General features: G+C 70.6%; 15 protein-coding genes. 7 read left to right on the forward strand and 8 right to left on the reverse strand.

Annotation, left to right across the window (positions count from 1 at the left end; translation table 11 throughout):
* Window positions 1-48: 48 nt before the first annotated feature.
* Genes AB0N68_RS07960 through AB0N68_RS07970 form a run of 3 tightly spaced genes read left to right on the forward strand, consistent with a single transcriptional unit; the run spans window position 49 to window position 5,388 of the window.
* The gene (locus AB0N68_RS07960) at window positions 49-4,122 is read left to right on the forward strand and encodes an Ig-like domain-containing protein (RefSeq protein WP_292795064.1); all 4,074 of its coding nucleotides are present in this window, start codon (window positions 49-51) and stop codon (window positions 4,120-4,122) included.
* Window positions 4,113-4,718, forward strand: coding sequence for an SGNH/GDSL hydrolase family protein (locus tag AB0N68_RS07965; RefSeq protein WP_187662505.1), 606 nt, complete (start codon window positions 4,113-4,115; stop codon window positions 4,716-4,718). The genes AB0N68_RS07960 and AB0N68_RS07965 overlap by 10 nt, the downstream gene beginning before the upstream one ends.
* 19 nt (window positions 4,719-4,737) lie before the next feature.
* Complete coding sequence (locus AB0N68_RS07970; RefSeq protein ID WP_136051814.1) at window positions 4,738-5,388, forward strand: GntR family transcriptional regulator; 651 nt, start codon at window positions 4,738-4,740, stop codon at window positions 5,386-5,388.
* A gap of 192 nt (window positions 5,389-5,580) precedes the next feature.
* On the opposite strand, the gene AB0N68_RS07975 is transcribed toward AB0N68_RS07970, so the two are convergent.
* From AB0N68_RS07975 to AB0N68_RS08010, 8 genes are all read right to left on the reverse strand, one after another.
* Window positions 5,581-6,390, reverse strand: a complete 810-nt coding sequence (locus AB0N68_RS07975) for an amidohydrolase family protein (protein ID WP_292795067.1) — start codon at window positions 6,388-6,390, stop codon at window positions 5,581-5,583.
* 21 nt (window positions 6,391-6,411) lie between these two features.
* A complete protein-coding gene (locus tag AB0N68_RS07980; RefSeq protein WP_280565964.1) occupies window positions 6,412-7,356 on the reverse strand; it encodes an aldo/keto reductase in 945 nt (314 codons plus the stop codon).
* Window positions 7,326-8,108 carry an RraA family protein gene (locus AB0N68_RS07985; RefSeq protein WP_280565963.1) on the reverse strand — a complete coding sequence of 261 codons (783 nt, stop codon included), beginning with the start codon at window positions 8,106-8,108 and terminating at the stop codon, window positions 7,326-7,328. The genes AB0N68_RS07980 and AB0N68_RS07985 overlap by 31 nt, the downstream gene beginning before the upstream one ends.
* Window positions 8,105-10,021 (reverse strand): DUF8034 domain-containing protein, encoded by a 1,917-nt coding sequence (locus AB0N68_RS07990; RefSeq protein WP_187662500.1) that lies wholly within the window; start codon window positions 10,019-10,021, stop codon window positions 8,105-8,107. Before AB0N68_RS07990 ends, AB0N68_RS07985 begins: the two co-directional genes overlap by 4 nt.
* On the reverse strand, window positions 10,018-10,872 hold the full coding sequence (locus AB0N68_RS07995) for a carbohydrate ABC transporter permease (RefSeq protein WP_101848193.1): 855 nt from the start codon (window positions 10,870-10,872) through the stop codon (window positions 10,018-10,020). The genes AB0N68_RS07990 and AB0N68_RS07995 overlap by 4 nt, the downstream gene beginning before the upstream one ends.
* The gene (locus AB0N68_RS08000) at window positions 10,872-11,855 is read right to left on the reverse strand and encodes a carbohydrate ABC transporter permease (RefSeq protein WP_292795071.1); all 984 of its coding nucleotides are present in this window, start codon (window positions 11,853-11,855) and stop codon (window positions 10,872-10,874) included. The genes AB0N68_RS07995 and AB0N68_RS08000 overlap by 1 nt, the downstream gene beginning before the upstream one ends.
* Window positions 11,856-11,951: 96 nt before the next feature.
* Window positions 11,952-13,220 (reverse strand): ABC transporter substrate-binding protein, encoded by a 1,269-nt coding sequence (locus tag AB0N68_RS08005; RefSeq protein ID WP_280565958.1) that lies wholly within the window; start codon window positions 13,218-13,220, stop codon window positions 11,952-11,954.
* A gap of 131 nt (window positions 13,221-13,351) precedes the next feature.
* Window positions 13,352-13,888, reverse strand: a complete 537-nt coding sequence (locus AB0N68_RS08010; protein WP_268777061.1) for a CGNR zinc finger domain-containing protein — start codon at window positions 13,886-13,888, stop codon at window positions 13,352-13,354.
* A 38-nt stretch (window positions 13,889-13,926) separates the two neighbouring features.
* Between AB0N68_RS08010 and AB0N68_RS08015 the strand changes: the two genes are divergently transcribed.
* From AB0N68_RS08015 to prpB, 4 genes are all read left to right on the forward strand, one after another.
* On the forward strand, window positions 13,927-14,871 hold the full coding sequence (locus AB0N68_RS08015; protein WP_280565956.1) for an EamA family transporter: 945 nt from the start codon (window positions 13,927-13,929) through the stop codon (window positions 14,869-14,871).
* A 194-nt stretch (window positions 14,872-15,065) separates the two neighbouring features.
* Window positions 15,066-15,731 (forward strand): GntR family transcriptional regulator, encoded by a 666-nt coding sequence (locus AB0N68_RS08020; protein ID WP_187662496.1) that lies wholly within the window; start codon window positions 15,066-15,068, stop codon window positions 15,729-15,731.
* Window positions 15,728-17,254 carry an MmgE/PrpD family protein gene (locus AB0N68_RS08025; RefSeq protein WP_280565954.1) on the forward strand — a complete coding sequence of 509 codons (1,527 nt, stop codon included), beginning with the start codon at window positions 15,728-15,730 and terminating at the stop codon, window positions 17,252-17,254. The genes AB0N68_RS08020 and AB0N68_RS08025 overlap by 4 nt, the downstream gene beginning before the upstream one ends.
* Before the next feature lie 118 nt (window positions 17,255-17,372).
* On the forward strand, window positions 17,373-18,275 hold the full coding sequence (prpB, locus tag AB0N68_RS08030; protein WP_187662494.1) for a methylisocitrate lyase: 903 nt from the start codon (window positions 17,373-17,375) through the stop codon (window positions 18,273-18,275).

The raw sequence follows: 18,275 nt of genomic DNA on the forward strand, positions 1-18,275 counted from the left end.
CGGCGCCGCGCGCATCGGCCGTGCGGGAAGCGACAGTTCGGAGACGCGATGAAGCGTGTACTGGCAAGCCTGACCCTGGCGGCGGTGTTCGGATCCGCCCTCGGCGCGGCGATCCCGTCGGCGGCTGCGGCCGCGGACGATGACGCCCTCTACCTCGCGCCGGGAGGTGACGACGCGGCCTCCGGCACGATCGACGACCCCCTCGCGACGCTGGAAGGCGCCCGCGACCGGATCCGCGCGCTGAAGGCGGATTCCGCGCTCCCGAACGACGGCCTCACGGTGTACCTCCGGGAGGGCACGTACCCCCGCTCGGCGTCGTTCGAGATCGGCGCGCAGGACTCGGGCACTGCCGACGCCCCCATCACCTACCGCTCGTACCCGGGGGAGACTGCCACCCTCACCGGCGGTCGCGAGCTGCCGCGCGACCAGTTCGCCGCGGTCGACGACGCGGCGGTGACCGACCGCATCATCGACCCAGCTGCCCGCGACCGTGTCGTCGGGATCGACCTCGCCGACCTCGGCATCACCGACTACGGCCAGCTCAGCCGCCACGGCTACTGGAAGGCCAACGACGTCAGCACCACCCCGCCCATGGAGCTGTTCATCGACGGCCAGGGCATGACCCTCGCGCGCTGGCCCAACGCCGACGCGGCCACCCCGACCGTGCAGATGGGCGACATCATCGACGCCGGGCCCGACCGCAACGACGCCGACCTGCAGGAGCGCGGCGGCACGTTCAGCTACGGCTACGACCGCCCGAAGCACTGGACCCAGGCCGAGGACGTGTGGCTGGACGGCATCTTCGGCTACAGCTGGGAGTGGTCGTACAACAAGATCGAGAGCATCGACACCGAGGCGAAGACCATCACCCTCCGCTACGGCGAGATGTCCGGGATCATGAAGAGCTGGTTCCCCGACTTCCACTTCGCGCAGAACCTGCTGGAGGAACTCGACGCCCCCGGCGAGTACTACATCGACCGGGACGCCGGGAAGCTGTACCTCATCCCGAACGCGGCCTTCACGTCCGGCCGCGGCGCCGTGACGGTCACCACGCTCGATGAGCCGATGCTGCGCGCCGACGGGGCCTCCTACGTGAACTTCGACGACCTCGTGATGGAGTACGGACGCGCGACGGCCGCGGTCATCCTCGGCGGCTCGCACGTGACGATCTCGCACAGCGACATCCGCAACTTCACCGACGGCGGCGTGCTCATCAACTCGCCAGGCCGCTACACCTACGACGGCATCCCGGTGAACCGCGGCGGCCGCGACCACGCCGTCACCGACAGCCGGCTCACGCACGTCGGCGGCGTCGGCGTGGTACTCCAGGGCGGCGACAAGACGACGCTCGAACCCGGCCGCAACCGGGTCGAGAATTCCGAGATCGCCGACTTCGCCTACTACCACAAGGCCTACAACCCCGGTGTGATGTTCGACGGCGTCGGCAACATCGCCAGGGACAACGAGATCCACGACGCTCCCCACCCCGGGATCATCGTGCACGGCAACGACCACCTGTTCGAGCGCAACGAGGTGTACGACGTCTGCAAGCAGTTCCACGACCTGGGTGCGATCTACATGAACTCCGGTAAGACCCCGCAGCAGCGCGGCCACGTGTTCCGTGAGAACTACTTCCACGACATCGGCGTCGGCATGGCGGGCGTCGAGGGTATCTACGCCGACAACTTCACGTGGGACCTCACGATCGAGAAGAACGTGTTCGTGAACATGGGCAACGGCGCGATCAAGAGCGGCTCGGCCGACTACATCGAGGCGCGCAACAACGTCTTCGTCGACGCGTACGCCCCGTACGACAACTACGAGCAGTGGATGGGCGACCAGGAGGGCAACGTCGTCGACCGCGACTACATGCCGGCCTGGGAGAAGGTGTTCGCCGACAACAACGACTTCGTCGGCACGCCGTATCTGACGAAGTACCCCGAGCTCGCGCACTTCTTCGAGGACGACCACCACTTCCCGAACCACAGCACCTTCGCCGAGAACGTCGTGTGGAACCCGAACCGGGCCCGGATGGCCGGTGTCAACGAACACGGCGCGAAGGACGGGAAGAACCTCCTGAACTACGAGGACAACTGGGTGGCCGACGCCGACCCCGGCTTCGTGGACGCCGCGAACGGCGACTACACGCTGAAGGCCGATGCCGCCGTGTTCGACCAGATCCCGGGCTTCGAGTCCATCGCCTTCGGCGAGATCGGGGTCGACGGCGCGATCGGGCAGACGCAGCAGCCGCAGACCGTCCCGCTCGAGGGCATCGCGTTCGACAGCGACACGCTCACGATCGACGCGGGCGACGAGGTGCGGGTGCGTGCCGTGCCGCTGCCCTGGAACGCCGACGACGCCGCGGTGACCTATGCCTCGGCCGATGCCGCCGTCGCCACCGTGAACGACAAGGGCGTGGTGCTCGGCATGGGCCCCGGCACGACCACGGTCACGGCGACGGCGAAGGCCGATGCCACCAAGACCGCGACCATCGAGGTGATCGTCGAGGAGGGTGACGGCGTGCTGCACTTCACCGACTTCGAGTCGGGGGCGAACGGCTGGCCGACCGACCCGAACCGCTCCATTCAGGTGGATGCATCGGGCGACAAGGTGTACCGCATCCTCAAGGGCGCCAACAGCATCCTGCCGCGGGACTTCACGGAGTTCGTGCTCGACTTCGACGTCACGGCGCCGGCGACGACCCCTGCCAACGCGGGACTCATCGTCTACGACCGCAACGGCAAGGGCGGCGGCTACATCCGCTTCCGTCAGGCCGCGGCCGGTCCGACCTGGACGATCTTCGACGACGCCTGGAAGGTCGTCGCCGAGAAGGTCGTGCCGGCGGCGCAGGGCCTGACCCCCGGGGAGACGTCGCACGTCCGCATCGCGGTGCAGGACGGGCAGATCCGGATCTCCGTGAACGGGGCGATCGCGCTGGAAGGCGCCGACCCCGGCCCCGGCAAGGCCGGTCGGGTCGGGTTCTACGTGGAGAACTACGCCTCGCTCGACTTCGACGACATCGGGTTCTCGCTCTCCGGTGTTCCGGTCGCGGGCGTGAGCCTGGACGCCGACGCCGTGGGACTGACCGTGGGGGAGCGGCGGTCCGTCGCGGCCACGGTCGCCCCGGAGGACGCCAGCGACGCCCGGGTCACCTGGACGACCGATGCGCCGGAGGTCGCCACGGTCTCCGGCGGCCGGATCGCGGGGGTCACGGCCGGAACCGCGACGATCACCGCGACCTCGGTCGCCGACCCGAGCCTCAGCGACACGGTCACCGTCACGGTGGACGATGCCGAGTACCCGACCACCCGCCTCGACGGCCAGCTGAAGGACGGGGCGAACTGGAGTCAGTCCGACCACATCGCCGTGGACGACACCGGCGTCGTGATCAGCGGCCAGGGCGTGCACGGCTACGAGGCCGAGCGCTTCGGCGACACCCTGCTGCAGTTCGAGGCGGAGTTCGGTGCCTTCGACGGCGGCTGGTACGGCTTCCAGGCGCGCTCCGATCAGACCGGGCTCCCCGCCTGGCAGAACTCCAACACCGGCTACCTCGCGGTGATCAAGGAGGACGTGATCGAGTTCCAGAGCTGGACCCCGGGCCAGACCATGCTCGACAGCATCCCCAACACGGTCATCGAGCCGGGCTCCACGCACCGCATCGAGTTCGGGGCCGTCGCCGAGGACGGTGGCACCCGCATCGTGCTCCGGGTGGACGACGTGACCGTGTGGAACATGGTCGACGCCAGGGAGAACCTCCGCATCGGTGCCGACGGCTTCTTCAACGTCTACCACTACGGCAAGACGAACACCCTGGCCGTGCGGCCGACGCCACCGCCCGCGACGGTGACCGGCATCTGCTGGGCCCCCGAGGCAGACCCGAAGACCCGCTACGTGCGCGGCGAGGAGCTCGACGTGACCGGCATGCTGCTGGGGGTGGACTGGAGCGACGGCTCCCGCACCACGCAGCAGGTGACGGCGGACATGGTCAGCGGCTTCGACAGCAGCAAGGTGCGCCCGCACCACACGCTCACCGTGACGTACGCTGGCGCGAGCGTCGAGCTCCCGATCTCGGTGCGACCCAAGCTCAAGAACGACGAACAGGACGTGCCACGATGCGGGTGACCTTCATCGGAGACTCGATCACCGACGCGGGGCGCGATCGCTCCGACCCCGGGTCCTTCGGCGATGGCTACGTGTCGCTCCTCGCGCCCGAGCTGCAGGCGGCGGGAGCCACGGTCCGCAACCTCGGGATCGCCGGGGACCGCGCCCGCGACCTCGCCGCCCGGTGGGACGCGGAGCTGCTGCCGACGGCGCCGGAGCTGCTGACCGTGTACGTCGGCGTGAACGACATGTGGCGGCGGTTCGACAGCGACGACCCGACCCCGGCCGAGGACTTCGAGGCGACGCTCGGCGACCTCCTCGGCCGCGCGGTGGCGGCGCACGCCCCGCGGCTGATCCTCATGGAGCCGTACTTCCTCCCGGTGACGGAGGAGCAGCGCGCATGGCTCGACGACCTCGACGGGAAGCGGGCGGCGGTGCGGGCTCTCGCCGCGGAACACGGGGCGGCGTTCGTGCCCCTGCACGATGTCTTCACGGCGGCCGCGGAGGAGCATCCGGTCGTCGAGCTCGCGCCGGACGGGGTGCACCCGACGCCCCGCGGATCCGCCCTCATCGCGGATGCCTGGCGCACGGCCGCATCCATTAGCGATAGTCGATAATGGACGTAGACTGATGGTCATGACGGATGCTCTCGGCACGGCCGGACTGCAGCGCGGACTGCTGTCTGATCAGATCTACGCGCTCATCAAGGCGATGATCAAGGACTCCACGCTGGCTCCCGGCGAGCAGCTCGTGGAGTCGCAGCTCGCCCGGCAGATGCAGGTGAGCCAGGCGCCCGTGCGCGACGCCCTCAAGCGGCTCGCCCACGAGGGTCTCGTGTCGCACGTGCGGCATCAGGGCAACTTCGTCGCGAGCTACTCCGCGGAGGAGGCGGCGCAGGCCAAGGTCGCCCGCGTCGAGCTGGAGGGGCTGGCCGGACGGCTGGCCTGCGGAGCGCTCGACCCGGCTCGCCGGGCCGAGCTCGTCGGCCTCATCGCACAGATGCACGAGGCGGCCGAGGCGGAGGACCTCGCCCGTTTCCGCGAGCTCGACTTCACCTTCCACCGTGCGGTGATCGAGGCCAGCGGCAACGTGTACCTCCCCCGCATGTGGGACCTCCTGGAGCCGAGCCTGCGCGTCATGCACGTGCTCGGCGACCCCACCTTCACGGGGGACTGGCACGAGGTCGCGGACTGGCACAAGGGCCTGCTCGACACGCTGGACGCCGGTGACGAAGAGGCCGCGTCCTCCCTGTTCCGCGCCCACGCCGCCGGCACCCTCCTCGACTGACCCCCGCGCGAGTTCGCAGTTTCGCACCGGGGTCGCACGGCTGGCCGGAGCCCCTGCGACACGGGGCGGATCCGCGACGGGGGTGCGGAAGTGTCCCGGGGTGGGGAGTCCCTGCGCGGGGTCGCAGTTTCGCCCCGGGGTCGCACGGGTGACCAGAGTCCCTGCGACGCGGTGAGGATCTGCGACGGGGGGCTACGCGGTGAAGGGGGAGAGGCGGTCGGCGGTGCCGGACCAGAATGCTCGAGCTTCGGAAGGGGACAGGGGAGGAAGGGCCCGCCGGGTCGCGGCGAGCACCTCCGCGTAGGTCGTGGTCCGCGTGGACATCGGCCAGTCGCTGCCGAACATCAGCCGGTCCGCGCCGAAGAGGGTGAATGCGGAGCGCAGCAGTTCCTGCGACTCGTCCGCCCCGCGCGCCGCGAGGTCGAGCCCGGAGACCTTCGCCGACACTCCCGGAGCCGACGCGGCCTCGGCGAGGGCGGAGAGCCATGCGGCATCGGCCGTCCGTGCTCCGAGGCCGAGGTGGCAGAGGACGATCGCGGTGCCGGGGTGCCGTCGGGAGAGGGCGGCCGCGGCGGGAAGCTGCTCCGCGCGGATCAGCAGCTCGAGGGTGCGGGCGGTCGCTCCCAGGTGCTCCGCGAGGGCGTCGAGGCCGTCCACATCGGACAGGTCAGCGGCGTACTGCGGCACCGCGGCGCGCACGCCGACCACGGCGGGAGAGAACGCGACTGCGGTGGCGCCGGCGGCCCGTCCCGGCGCGGGGGTGTACTGCAGAACCACGCGCCGCAGGTACGGGTCCCGGGCGGCCGTCGCGGTCAGCCATTCCGCCTCGGCCACCGAGTCCGCTGCTTGCACGGCGATGGCGGAGGAGACGCCGGCGTCCGTCAGCTCCCGCCCGAGGTCTGTGGCCGCGGCGTGGCGGGGAAGGCCGAGGTCGTCGCGGAACCAGGGGATCGGCACGGCATCCGCATCCCAGACGTGCACGTGGGCGTCGACGATCCGCACGTCAGATCCTGCGCCGCGCGGTCACGCGGCCTCCGCGTCGAGGGCGTCCCACAGCGCGGCGGGCAGCTCGGCATCGAGGCCGTCCACGAACGCGTCCACCTCCGCGGGCGTCCGAGCCCCGACGACCACGGCGTCCGCACCGTGCCGCAGCGGGAACTGCACCGCGGCGTCGGCGAGCCGCACGCCGTACGTCGCGGACACGGCCTGCAACCGCAGCGCCCGCTCCCGGAGCTCCGGGGGTGCGGGCTTGTACTCGAAGAACGGGGAGCCGACCGGGTCGACGAGGATGCCGGAGTTGAACACGGCGGCCGCGAGCACCCCGATGCCGCGGGCCGCCGCGGTCGGCAGCAGCCGGTCCAGGGCGGTGCGGTCGAGCAGAGTGAGTCGTCCGGCCTCCATCACCACGTCGAGCGGCGCCTCGGCGACGTAGCGCTCCAGGGGGTCGAGCCGCCCGAGGCCCACACTGATCGCGCGCACCACTCCTTCGTCGCGCAGCTCGACGAGCGCCGGGAGTGCTGTCGCGAACGCCGCCTCCACGTCCAGGGGGTCGTGCAGGTGGAGCACGTCCACGCGATCGGCGCCCAGCCGGGCGAGGCTGCCGTCGAGGCTCCTCCGCACGCCGTCCCTGCTGAGATCGACGACGGAGTCGTGCCCGCTCGCGGCTCCCGAGACCGGCCGGCCGTCCGCATCGACGAGCACCCGGCCGACCTTCGTCGCGATCACGTAGTCGTCGCGCGGGACGTCGCGGAGGGCGAGGCCGAGCTTCCGTTCGCTCTCACCCGACCCGTACAGGGGCGCGGTGTCGAAGAACCGCACGTCCCGGGCGAGCGCCGCATGCACGGTGGCCACCGCGTCGGCGTCCGCCACGGGGGCGAAGAGGTTGCCGATCGGCGCGCAACCGAGTCCGACGTCGTCGCGCGCGGCGACGGCGGGGTTCAGCGGACGGAGCTCTGGACGGAACGCCATGCCTCGTACTCCTCGCGGCTGTCGGGGGTCAACGGGTAGTAGTCGCTCAGGCGCGCGCCCTCGTCGAGACGGCGGCGGCTGAACACCTCCCACTCCTCATGATCGCGCGCGTCGTCCACGACCTGCGGCGCCATCGCCCGCGGCACCACGACGGGGCCGTCGTCGTCGGCGACCACGAGGTCGCCCGGCATGCACAGCGCACCGCCCACCGCGACCGGTACGTCGTACGCCCACGGCACGAGCTCCGACTGCGAGGCGTAGTGCGGGGTCGTGCCCGTCGACCACACCGGGATGCCGAGCTCGCGGATGCGGCCGGCGTCGCGGATGCGGCCGTCCACGACGATCCCCGCCCCGCCCTTGCGCGCGAAGTAACGCGCCAGGATGTCGCCGATGCACCCGGAGAAGCGGCTGCCGTAGGCCTGGATCACCAGCACGTCGCCGGGCTGCACGGCCTCGAGCACGTGCCACAGGGCGGTGTGCCGCTCGGCGTACTCCTGACCGTCGCCGGAGGCCATGTCCTCGCGCTGCGGCATGAACTGCAGGGTCAGCGCCGAGCCGACCACGCGCTGACCGAGGCTCAGCGGCTCCGGCCCGTCGATGTAGCTGCGGCGGATCCCGAGCCCGTGCAGCTTGGCGCACGCGGTGGCGGAGGAGATCGCGTCGAAGGAGTCGACCACCTCGCGCGAGGGTCGCTCGTAGGCCGCACCCCGCACGGGCAGGGCGAAGTCGGGTCGGATCAGATCGGCGCTCATGCGTCTCCTTCAGGGAACAGGTGGCGCGGCGAGCCGGTCGCCCGCGCGATGGTCAGGTCGAGGTCGGCGCTGTGCGCCGGGGGCAAGGTCACCACGAGGTCGTCGTCCACGTCGAACGTCGTGGTGACGAGCGGGGCGTCCGGGGCCGTGTAGGTGCCCGAGGCGCCGGGCCAGAAGCCGGGCTCCTCCCCGGTGGCGGTCACCTGGACGATCCGGTCGAGCCCGAAGCGCCCGCCGCGCAGCCGCACGGTGCGGGTGTGCACGGCGGAGGTGTTCACGAGCTGCACGCCGATGCCGTGGTCGTCGAGGCGGTGCACGAGCGCGGCGACGTCCTCCGGGAGCCCGGGTCGCGCGCGGTCCACATCCTCGTAGCGCAGAGCCGTGAAACCGAGTCCGCCGTTGTAGAGCACCTGTGGAGCCCCGCCGACGAGCTGGGTCAGCACCTCGGTCACGACGGGGTTCACGCGCTGCCAGAAGTGCAGGTGCGCCGCGTCGGGGTCGCGGTCGTCGGCGAGCATCATCGCGGCACGGCGCGCCACCTGGCCGAGCGCCATCTCCAATGCCCGCACCGGGTAGTCCGGAAGGTCGCCGGAGAGATACGCGAACCAGCCGGCCTCGTGGCCCGCCTCCTCCTTGTCGCGGAACGGCGCGACGAGGTCGGTGGAGTCGGGGAGACCGGCGATCGCCGTCTCCAGCCGCTCCCGGTCAGACGCCCGTCGCGACCACCACCAGAGCCACAGAGGGAGGTCGAGTTGCAGCGGACCGTAGTCGAACCAGCCGTCCGCGCCGTGACGGTAGGGGACGAGCAGTCCCGGCTCGGTGGCGGCGGCACCGAGCCGGGCCATCCATCCGCCGCGCAGGCTGTAGGTGGACTCGGCGACGCTGCCCGTGCGCGCCTCGGCGAGCACGGTGTCGAGCATCGTGCGCACGAGGTCGAGGGCGGCGTCGTCGCCTGTGACGAGCGCGTGGTTGAGGGCACCGATCAGGGCGCTCATGCCGACCGAGTGCAGCCCGTGCGGCCAGGCCCAGCCGTAGTGCCCGCCCCACCAGCGGCCGTCGTGGAGGGAGCCGACGGTGCCGTCCGGGCCGACGTTGTCGGGGAGCAGCCCGCCGTCCGCCCGCGCGCGCCAGCCGTCGACGTACCGGCGGATCCACGCGGCCGCCTCCTCGTGGCCGTCGTAGAGCCAGCGGTTCGCGGCGAGGGAGGTCGCGGCGAGGTTCACGGCGATGTCACCGGCCGCGCGGCGCTGCATCTCCTCCGCCATGCGCTGGGCGTGCGCGGGATCGGCGAGGTCTTCCCACGAGGCGATCCCGTCCACACCGTGCAGCGGCAGGCCGTAGGGGCGCATCTCGTCCCGGTCGGCCGTGTACGGCACGATCTTCTCGTCGAGCCCCTCGCGGGCGCCCAGCGCGCCGTTGTGCGGTGAGCGGATCATGTTGCGCTCGGCGTCGTAGTTGCCCTTCGCGGGGTCGGTGAAGAGGGCCGCGAACCGGGCGGCGCGCGCGGCGAACGCGGTGTCGGCCGGGTCGGCGGCGCAGATGCCGGCGAGGAAGAGCAGCGACTCGCCTTGGTGGAACCAGTCGTAGCCGTTGTCGTACTCCTCGGCGAGCATGCCCGCCTCGGCCAGCTGCACGGTCACGCCCTCCCAGTGCCGCTTGGCGTCGGCGAGGACCTCGTCGGGGCCGCCGAGCAGGTAGAACGCGGGCCAGTTGAAGAACGGCTCGTACAGGTCGTCCACGCCGTCGCGGTCGATGAACTCGGCGACGCCGCGGAGGCGGCCGTCCGGCAGCGTGTAGCGGTCGCGGAAGAGGCGGCGGGCCTCCTCGACCTCGGCGAAGAGCCGGCGCTGCAGCACGGCCCATGCCGGGATCGTGCGCAACGGACGGGTGAGCGGGGTCTCCGGCACGGTCATCCCTTCGTCGCTCCGGCGACCAGGCCGCCGATGATGTGGCGCTGCATCACGATGAAGAACACCATCGCGGGCAGCACGGCCAGCAGGAGGGTCGGGAACACCTGCGTGTAGTCGGTGGAGAACTGTCCGACCGCCGCATACACCCCGGTGGTCACGGTGTAGATCCCGGAGCTCGGCCCGAGGATGATCTGCGGACTCACGAAGTCGTTCCACACCCCGATCGAGTTGAGCACCACGACCGTCGCGACCACGGGCTTCATGATCGGGAAGATGCACGCCCAGAATGCGCGGATGGGACCGGCGCCGTCCAGGGACGCCGCCTCGTCGATGTCGCGGGGCACGCTACGGAGGTAGGCGGTGAACAGGAAGATCGTCACCGGCAGGGTCGCCGCGGTCTCGAAGAGGATGAACCCGGGGATCGTGTTGATGAGCCCGAGCACCCGCAGCACGAAGACCACAGGGATCAGCGTCACCTGGCCCGGGATGAAGAGCCCGGAGACGAAGAGCAGCAGGAGTCCCAGGTGCCACTTCGACCGTCCGCGCGCGATCACGTAGGCGACGGGCGCGGCGAGGGCGATGCAGCACAGGTTCACCAGCACGACGAACAGCAGCGTGATGCCGTACGCGGCGATCACGTTGAACTTGCTGCTCGTGATCGCGGCCCACAGGTAGTCGAACGTGAACATCTGCGGAGTGATCAGCAGGGGGTTCTCGATGATGTCGGCCTGCGGTTTGAAGGCGTTGATCAGCATCGTGTACATCGGGATCAGCATCGTGATCGCGACGACGCCGAGGACGATCCACCGGATCGCGCTGACGGCGAGGGCCGGGCGGTTGCGGGTCTGCTTCATCAGTCGGTCGCCTTCTGCTCGGCGCGGCGTCGCACCAGGGTGACGGCGAGGCCGACGACCGCGGTGACGATGAGGAGGATCATGGACTGCGCGGCGCCGAAGCCGAGGGCCGAGTTCGCGAAGGAGTCCTTGAGGATCTGGTACACGATGGTCTGCGTCGAGCCGGCAGGCCCGCCGTCGGTGAGCGACAGCACCACGTCGTACGCCTTGAGGAGCCCGACGAGGGTGAGCACGAGGTTCACGGTGAAGACCGGCGCGATGAGAGGCAGCGTGATGGACCGGAACTGCTGCCACCGCGAGGCGCCGTCCACGGTCGCCGCCTCGTAGTACTCCGCGGGGACGGACTTGATGCCGGCGAGGAACAGGATCATGTTGAAGCCGAAGTGCGACCACACGATCGTGAAGATCACGCTCGCCTTGGCGAAGGTCGGGTCCGTGAGGAACGGCATCGCCGGGAGGCCGAGCGTGCTGAGCAGACCGTTGACGGCGCCGGTGGGGGAGAGCATCGCCGACCAGAGGAAGCCGATGATGAGGGCGCTGATCACGTACGGGTAGAAGAAGATCGTGCGCAGGATCGTGTTCGAGCGGCCGGGCCCGGAGATGAGGGCGGCGATCGCGAGGCCGATGGCGTTGCAGAGGATCGTGCCCACCACCGCGATGATGCCCGTGAAGATCGCGGCCTGCGTCGAGCGCGGGCTGCGGAACGCCTTGACGTAGTTGTCCCAGCCGACGAAGGTGAAGTTGAGGCTGTACCCGTTCCAGTCGGTGAAGCTGAGCACCGCCGCGAGGATCATCGGGATGACGAACATCGCGAGGAAGACCGCGACGGCCGGGCCGCCCATGAGGATGCCGGGGATCCGGTTCCGCCACTGCTGCAGCGCCGTGCGGCGGCGCGGGGCGGGGGGCGAGCTCATCGGCGTCGATGGTCCTGTCGGGGTGGCGGCGGCGGCCGGAGGCGGCGCGGTCGTGGTGGGCGGAGTCATGGCGGCACTCTCGTTCTCGGTGGCGCGTAAGCGGGGAGGGCGCTGGAGCAGCGCCGGGGAGGAGCCGGGGACGATGTGTCCCCGGCTCCTCGAGGGTCAGCCGGCGTTCGCGGCGAACCAGTCGTCCATGGCCTGCAGCACCTGGTCGGCGGGCGCGCCGCCGAGGAGGGCCTGGGTCTGGGTGTTGATCTCGCCCGCGTAACCGTCGGGGAGGGTGCGCTCGCCGTAGCCACCGCCGGTGGGCGTGTAGGCCTCGGCGGGGGTGTCGGCGACGATCTGCAGCAGCTCCTCGCCGAGCGGCGTCATGTCGTACTCGTAGCCGTCGCGGAAGTTGCCGTCGACAGCGAGCTGGTCGCTCACCGCGGTCTGGTCGGTGGTGAGGAACTCGATGAGCTTCGCCGCGGCATCCTGGTTCTTGCTCGCCTTGAGGATCGAGTAGGGGCTGGCGATGTTGGCGCCCATCGCGGGCTGCTCGTCGGCGCTCATCGCGGGGGCGCGGAAGACGCCGATGTCGGCCGAGTCCGTCGCCTTCGCCTGGGTGCCGGCGAACCAGCTGCCCATCGAGTACACCGCGGTCTTGCCGGAGAGGAAGGCCTGCTCGGCATCCGGGTACTTGATGCCCAGGGCGTCGCCGGGGATGTACCCCTCGGACACCCAGTCCGCGTAGGTCTCGACCGCGTCGCCGTAGGTCTCGCTGAACGTGACGTCGCCCGCCGAGATGTCCTGGAACCACTCCGGGTCGTCGGCGATGATGGTCGGCAGTCCGAGCGCCTGCAGCGTGTGGCTGGTCATCCAGTCGCCGCCGGTCTGGACGGGGGTCCACCCTGCGTCCTTGAGCTTCCCGAGGGCGTCCGTGAGCTCGTCGACGGTCGTCGGCAGCTCCGTGATCCCGGCCTCCTCGAAGGCGGTCTTGTTGTAGAAGAAGAGGCTCTGCAGCTGCACGCCGATGCCGGCCATGTAGTTCTTGCCGTCGATCGAGTACTGGTCGGCGAGCGGACCGGACGACGCCCATTCGTACTGCGAGAGGTCGACGAGCTCGGGAGCGAGCTTGGTCGTCGGGGCGATGGACTGCACGACGTCGGGAGCGTCACCGGCGGCCAGCAGACGCGGCACGGCGGCTTCGACCCCCTCGGCACCCGGGTTCTGGATGACGACGTCGATGTTCGGGTTGGCATCCTCGAACGGGGCGACGAGGTCGTTCCAGAACTCCTCGGTCAGGTTCGGGGTGACGTTCACGAGCATGCGGACGGTGACGTCGCCGCCGGCATCGCCGCCGTCGTCACCGGGGGTGGTCGAGCAGCCGGCGATGGCGAGGGCGGATACCGCCGCGATGCCGGCGAGGGGGAGGACTCGGGCCTTGATCATCGTTGATCCTTTCCTGATGCATGAGGGAGGGCCGCTCGCGACATTACACTAATCGATAATCGTTTGTGAAGAGTGGGCAGCATCAGATCCCGCTCGGAGAGGGCGGCCTCCGTGCGTGGCGGGCGACGGGGTCAGCCGGCGGCGCGCCGGGCGCGATAGGCCGCCACGGCGTTGCGGTTGGCGCAGCTCGTGGAGCAGTACCGTTTGGAGCGGTTGCGGGAGAGGTCGAGCGCGATCGCCTGGCAGGCCTCGTCCGCGCAGACGGTGAGGCGAGAGCCTTCGTCCGTGCGGATGACGTCGATCAGAGCCATCGCCGTCTCCACGAGCACGCGTTCGGCCAGCGGGCGCTCATCGGCGAGGCCGTGCAGGTGCCAGTCCAGCTCGTCGTGACGGACGAGCCGCGGGGTCAGACGCACCTCCGCGAGAGCGGCGTTCACGTGCGCGGCCATCTCGTCGCGCGGAGCCAGCAGCATGGCACGGAGCCGCGGGCGCAGAGCGCGGAGGTCGTCGAGCTCCACCGCGTCCCTGTCGACCCGTCCCGTGTACGGGAACACCTGGAGGAAGGTCTTCTCGTCGTCGATATCCACGAGGGTGTCCGGCTCTTCCGCCGAATTCGCGAGCCAGACCGCCGCTCGGAGTGCGTCCTCGGTGTCATCGGTGAAGACCATGTTGACAGCTTACTCCCGTCGGCGTAGCGTCATCTCCCATGAGCACCGTGGCTGATGACACGATAAGCACACGGGCGAGTGTGCGTCTCGGCCTCCCGCTCGCGATCGCCGCCGCTTTCGCGTTCGGTTCCTCCGGGGCCTGGGCGCGCGGACTCATCGACGCGGGGTGGACGCCAGGTGCTGCCGTCACCGTGCGGGTGTGGGTCGCGGCGCTCGTGCTGCTCGTCCCCACTCTTCTCGCGCTGCGGGGACGGTGGCGTGCGCTCCGGCAGAACGCGGGGATGGTCGCCGCCTACGGCCTGCTCGCCGTCGCAGCCACCCAGCTCTGCTACTTCCAGGCGGTCGCGGTGATGGACGTCGGGATCGCTCTGCTCATCGAGTACACCGCCCCGGTCGCGGTGCTCGTCTGGCTCTGGCTGCGTCGGGGAGAGCGTCCCACGCGGCGCAGCGTCCTCGGTGCCGGCATCGCCTTCGTCGGGCTCGTCCTCATGCTCGACATCGTCACCGGCGCGCAGGTGAATGTCGTCGGTGTCCTCTGGGCGCTCGGTGCGATGGTGGGGGCCGCGAGCTACTTCGTGCTGTCCGCCCGGGCCGACACCGGCATACCGCCGATCGCGCTCGCGGGGAGCGGGTTGCTGCTCGGCGCCGTCGGCCTGAGTCTCGCCGCGCTCGTCGGGGTGCTGCCCTTCGCGTGGACGACCTCCGACGTCGGCTACCGCTTCGGCGCGGTGCCGTGGTTCGTGCCGGTCCTCGCGATCGGCGTGATCGCGACGGCCCTCGCGTACGTGCTCGGCATCGTCTCGACACGGATGCTCGGCTCGCGGCTCGCCTCGTTCGTCGCGCTCGCCGAGGTCGTGGCGGCCCTGCTCTTCGGCTGGCTTCTGCTCGGCCAGCTCCCCGGTCCGCTGCAGGCCGTCGGTGGCGTGCTCGTGCTCGCCGGTGTGGTCGTGGTGAAGCTCGGCGAGCCCCGCCCCGCGGCCTGAGCGGCGTCTCCGCGCACAACTTCGGACTCCAGGGCCGACACGCCGGCCCCCGGCCCCGCCGTGCGGCGTGTCCGCGGCGATCTCCGAAGATGTGCCCGGATGGGGGAACGGCTGGGCGGAGATTATGTATACGAATGCACCGCCTGAATGAGACAGGTGGCCTGCTGGGGGCCATTTATGTATACACTGGCGATATGGTCCTCCCGGTCGAGCGCACGTCCATGGGTGATCGCGCCTATGCGGCGCTCCTGGACGGCATCCAGTCCGGGGAGCTGCCGGCCGGTTTCGTGCTCGGCGAGGTGGAGCAGGCCGAGCGCCTCGGCGTGAGCCGGACCCCGCTGCGGGAGGCGCTGCGTCGCCTGGCCGCCGACGGCCTGGTCGTGCAGCAGTCGCCCCGCGTCACCGTGGTCGCCGACCTCGATGCCGACGACATCCGGTCCCTGTTCGAGATCCGCCGCGCGCTGGAGGAGACCTCCGCCCGCCTCGCGGCCGTCCGGGGCGACGCCGACCGGTTCGCCGCGCTCGCCGCGGAGTTCGCGCACGTGGACCTCACCAGGGCGGAGGGCCGCGACGCGTACTACGCGCTGATCGCGCGGTTCGATGCGGCCCTCGACGACGCCGTCGCCAACGACTACATCGCCGCGGCGCTGCGCACGGTCCGCACCCACCTCGTCCGCGTGCGGCGCATGGCGCGGGACAAGCCCGCGCGGCTCGCAGCCTCCGCGGCCGAGCACCGCACGATCGCCGAGGCGCTCGCCGCCCGCGACGGCGACCTCGCCGCCCATGCCACGCATGTGCACCTGCACAACGCGCTCACCGGCATCCTCGACTCCCTCCCCGACAGCGAAGGACACTCATGACCGTCACCCACCACGTCCGCGTGCACGCCAGCTCCGAGAACCTCGTCCGTGAGGACCAGCTCGCCTGGAAGATCGCCGAGGTCGCGGTCGACCAGGTCGAGGTCGAGCAGCCCGTCGTCGACATGATCATCAACCGCATCATCGACAACGCGTCCGTCGCCGCGGCCTCCCTCACCCGTGCGCCGATCGTCGCAGCCCGCGCGCAGGCGTTCAGCCACCCCGTGTCCACCGGTGGTGCCGGCGCCAACCTCTTCGGAACACCGCTCGACCGCCGCACCAGCCCGGAGTGGGCGGCCTGGGCGAACGGCGTGGCCGTGCGCGAGCTCGACTACCACGACACGTTCCTCGCCGCCGAGTACTCGCACCCGGGCGACAACATCCCGCCGATCCTCGCGGTCGCGCAGCACACCGGCAAGGACGGCCGCGCGCTCGTGCGCGGCATCGCCACCGGCTACGAGATCCAGATGGACCTGGTGCGCGCGATCTGCCTGCACAAGCACAAGATCGACCACGTCGCGCACCTCGGCCCGTCCGCCGCCGCCGGCATCGGCACCCTCCTCGGCCTCGACGTCGAGACGATCTACCAGGCGGTCGGCCAGGCGCTGCACACCACGACCGCCACCCGGCAGAGCCGCAAGGGCGAGATCTCCACCTGGAAGGCGCACGCCCCGGCCTTCGCCGGCAAGATGGCCGTGGAAGCGGTCGACCGGGCGATGCGCGGCCAGACCAGCCCTGCGCCGATCTACGAAGGTGAGGACGGCGTGATCGCCTGGATGCTCGACGGTAAGGACGCCGCCTATGAGGTGCCGCTGCCCGCTGCGGGCGAGCCCAAGCGCGCGATCCTCGACTCCTACACGAAGGAGCACTCCGCGGAGTACCAGGCGCAGGCGTGGATCGACCTCGCCCGCAAGCTCGGCACGGCGAACCCGGCGCTCCGCGACCCCGCGAACATCGCCTCGATCGTGCTGCACACCAGCCACCACACGCACTACGTGATCGGCTCGGGTGCGAACGACCCGCAGAAGTACGACCCGACGGCGTCCCGCGAGACGCTCGACCACTCGATCCCGTACATCTTCGCGGTGGCGCTGCAGGACGGCGGCTGGCACCACGTCGACTCCTACACGCCGGAGCGCGCCGGCCGGGCCGACACGGTCGCCCTGTGGCACAAGATCACCACGGCCGAGGATGCCGAGTGGACGCGCCGCTATCACTCGGAGGACCCGGACGAGAAGGCCTTCGGCGGCCGCGTCGAGATCCTCCTCACCGACGGCTCGACCGTGGTGGACGAGATCGCCGTCGCCGACGCCCACCCGCTCGGTGCGCGCCCGTTCGCACGGGAGAACTACATCGCCAAGTTCCGCCTGCTCGCGGAGCCCGTGCTCGAGGCCGCTGAGATCGAGCGGTTCCTGGAGCTCGTGCAGCGCCTGCCCGAGCTCACGGCCGCCGAGGTCGCCGAGCTCTCGATCGTCGCGAAGCCGGGTCTGCTCGACGACGCCGCGGCGCCCGCCGGTCTGTTCTGATGCCCACGCCGTTCATAACTCAGGAGAATCGGCGCGGAATGCGTCGGCTGACCGCCTACACGGCACTTTCCCCCGCCGGTCTCCTGAGTTGTGAACACCGATCGAAGGGGAGCAACTGATGCTGTACTCCACCACGACGCCGGCCGAGAAGCGGCGCCTGTTCCGGGAACGGCTCGCCTCCGGGGAGCTGCTGCGCTTCCCCGGCGCGTTCAACCCCCTGAGCGCCCGACTGATCGAGCAGAAGGGGTTCGAGGGGGTCTACATCTCGGGCGCCGTGCTCTCCGCCGACCTCGGCCTGCCCGACATCGGCCTCACCACGCTCACCGAGGTCGCCGGGCGGGCGAAGCAGATCGCCCGGATGACCGACCTCCCCGCGATCGTCGACGCCGACACCGGCTTCGGCGAGCCGATGAACGTCGCCCGCACGATCCAGGAGCTCGAGGACGCTGGCCTCGCGGGAACGCACATCGAGGACCAGGTCAACCCCAAGCGCTGCGGCCACCTCGACGGCAAGGCCGTGGTCGACGAGGACACCGCGATCAAGCGCATCCGCGCAGCCGCCGACGCCCGCCGTGACGAGAACTTCCTGATCATGGCGCGTACCGACATCCGGGCGATCGAGGGGCTGGACGCGGCGATCGACCGGGCCCAGGCGCTCGTCGACGCGGGAGCCGATGCGATCTTCCCCGAGGCCATGCGCACGATCGGCGAGTTCGAGGCCATGGCCGCGGCGCTGGACGTGCCGATCCTGGCGAACATGACCGAGTTCGGCAAGAGCGAGCTGTTCTCCGTCGACAGTCTCCGCGACGCCGGGGTGCGGATGGTGATCTGGCCGGTGTCGCTGCTGCGCATCTCGATGGGGGCCGCGGGCCGCGCACTGGATACGCTGAACGACGAGGGGCACCTGACCTCGAAGCTCGGCGAGATGCAGCACCGCGCCGACCTCTACGAGCTGATCGACTACGAGTCGTACAACCGTTTCGACTCCGGCGTCTTCAACTTCACCGTTACGAAGGAGTGA

Origin of the sequence: Microbacterium meiriae (assembly GCF_040685015.1) — a bacterium.
Classification (GTDB): domain Bacteria; phylum Actinomycetota; class Actinomycetes; order Actinomycetales; family Microbacteriaceae; genus Microbacterium; species Microbacterium meiriae.

What these genes read in the sequence shown, in the direction of transcription:
- AB0N68_RS07995 (WP_101848193.1), bottom strand. Translation starts at nt 10,872, where the DNA reads ATGAAGCAGACCCGCAACCGCCCGGCCCTCGCCGTCAGCGCGATCCGG.
- AB0N68_RS08025 (WP_280565954.1), top strand. Translation starts at nt 15,728, where the DNA reads ATGACCGTCACCCACCACGTCCGCGTGCACGCCAGCTCCGAGAACCTC.
- prpB (WP_187662494.1), top strand. Translation starts at nt 17,373, where the DNA reads ATGCTGTACTCCACCACGACGCCGGCCGAGAAGCGGCGCCTGTTCCGG.
- AB0N68_RS07980 (WP_280565964.1), bottom strand. Translation starts at nt 7,356, where the DNA reads ATGGCGTTCCGTCCAGAGCTCCGTCCGCTGAACCCCGCCGTCGCCGCG.
- AB0N68_RS07985 (WP_280565963.1), bottom strand. Translation starts at nt 8,108, where the DNA reads ATGAGCGCCGATCTGATCCGACCCGACTTCGCCCTGCCCGTGCGGGGT.
- AB0N68_RS07965 (WP_187662505.1), top strand. Translation starts at nt 4,113, where the DNA reads ATGCGGGTGACCTTCATCGGAGACTCGATCACCGACGCGGGGCGCGAT.
- AB0N68_RS08000 (WP_292795071.1), bottom strand. Translation starts at nt 11,855, where the DNA reads ATGACTCCGCCCACCACGACCGCGCCGCCTCCGGCCGCCGCCGCCACC.
- AB0N68_RS08015 (WP_280565956.1), top strand. Translation starts at nt 13,927, where the DNA reads ATGAGCACCGTGGCTGATGACACGATAAGCACACGGGCGAGTGTGCGT.
- AB0N68_RS07970 (WP_136051814.1), top strand. Translation starts at nt 4,738, where the DNA reads ATGACGGATGCTCTCGGCACGGCCGGACTGCAGCGCGGACTGCTGTCT.
- AB0N68_RS07990 (WP_187662500.1), bottom strand. Translation starts at nt 10,021, where the DNA reads ATGACCGTGCCGGAGACCCCGCTCACCCGTCCGTTGCGCACGATCCCG.
- AB0N68_RS07960 (WP_292795064.1), top strand. Translation starts at nt 49, where the DNA reads ATGAAGCGTGTACTGGCAAGCCTGACCCTGGCGGCGGTGTTCGGATCC.
- AB0N68_RS08020 (WP_187662496.1), top strand. Translation starts at nt 15,066, where the DNA reads ATGGTCCTCCCGGTCGAGCGCACGTCCATGGGTGATCGCGCCTATGCG.
- AB0N68_RS08010 (WP_268777061.1), bottom strand. Translation starts at nt 13,888, where the DNA reads ATGGTCTTCACCGATGACACCGAGGACGCACTCCGAGCGGCGGTCTGG.
- AB0N68_RS08005 (WP_280565958.1), bottom strand. Translation starts at nt 13,220, where the DNA reads ATGATCAAGGCCCGAGTCCTCCCCCTCGCCGGCATCGCGGCGGTATCC.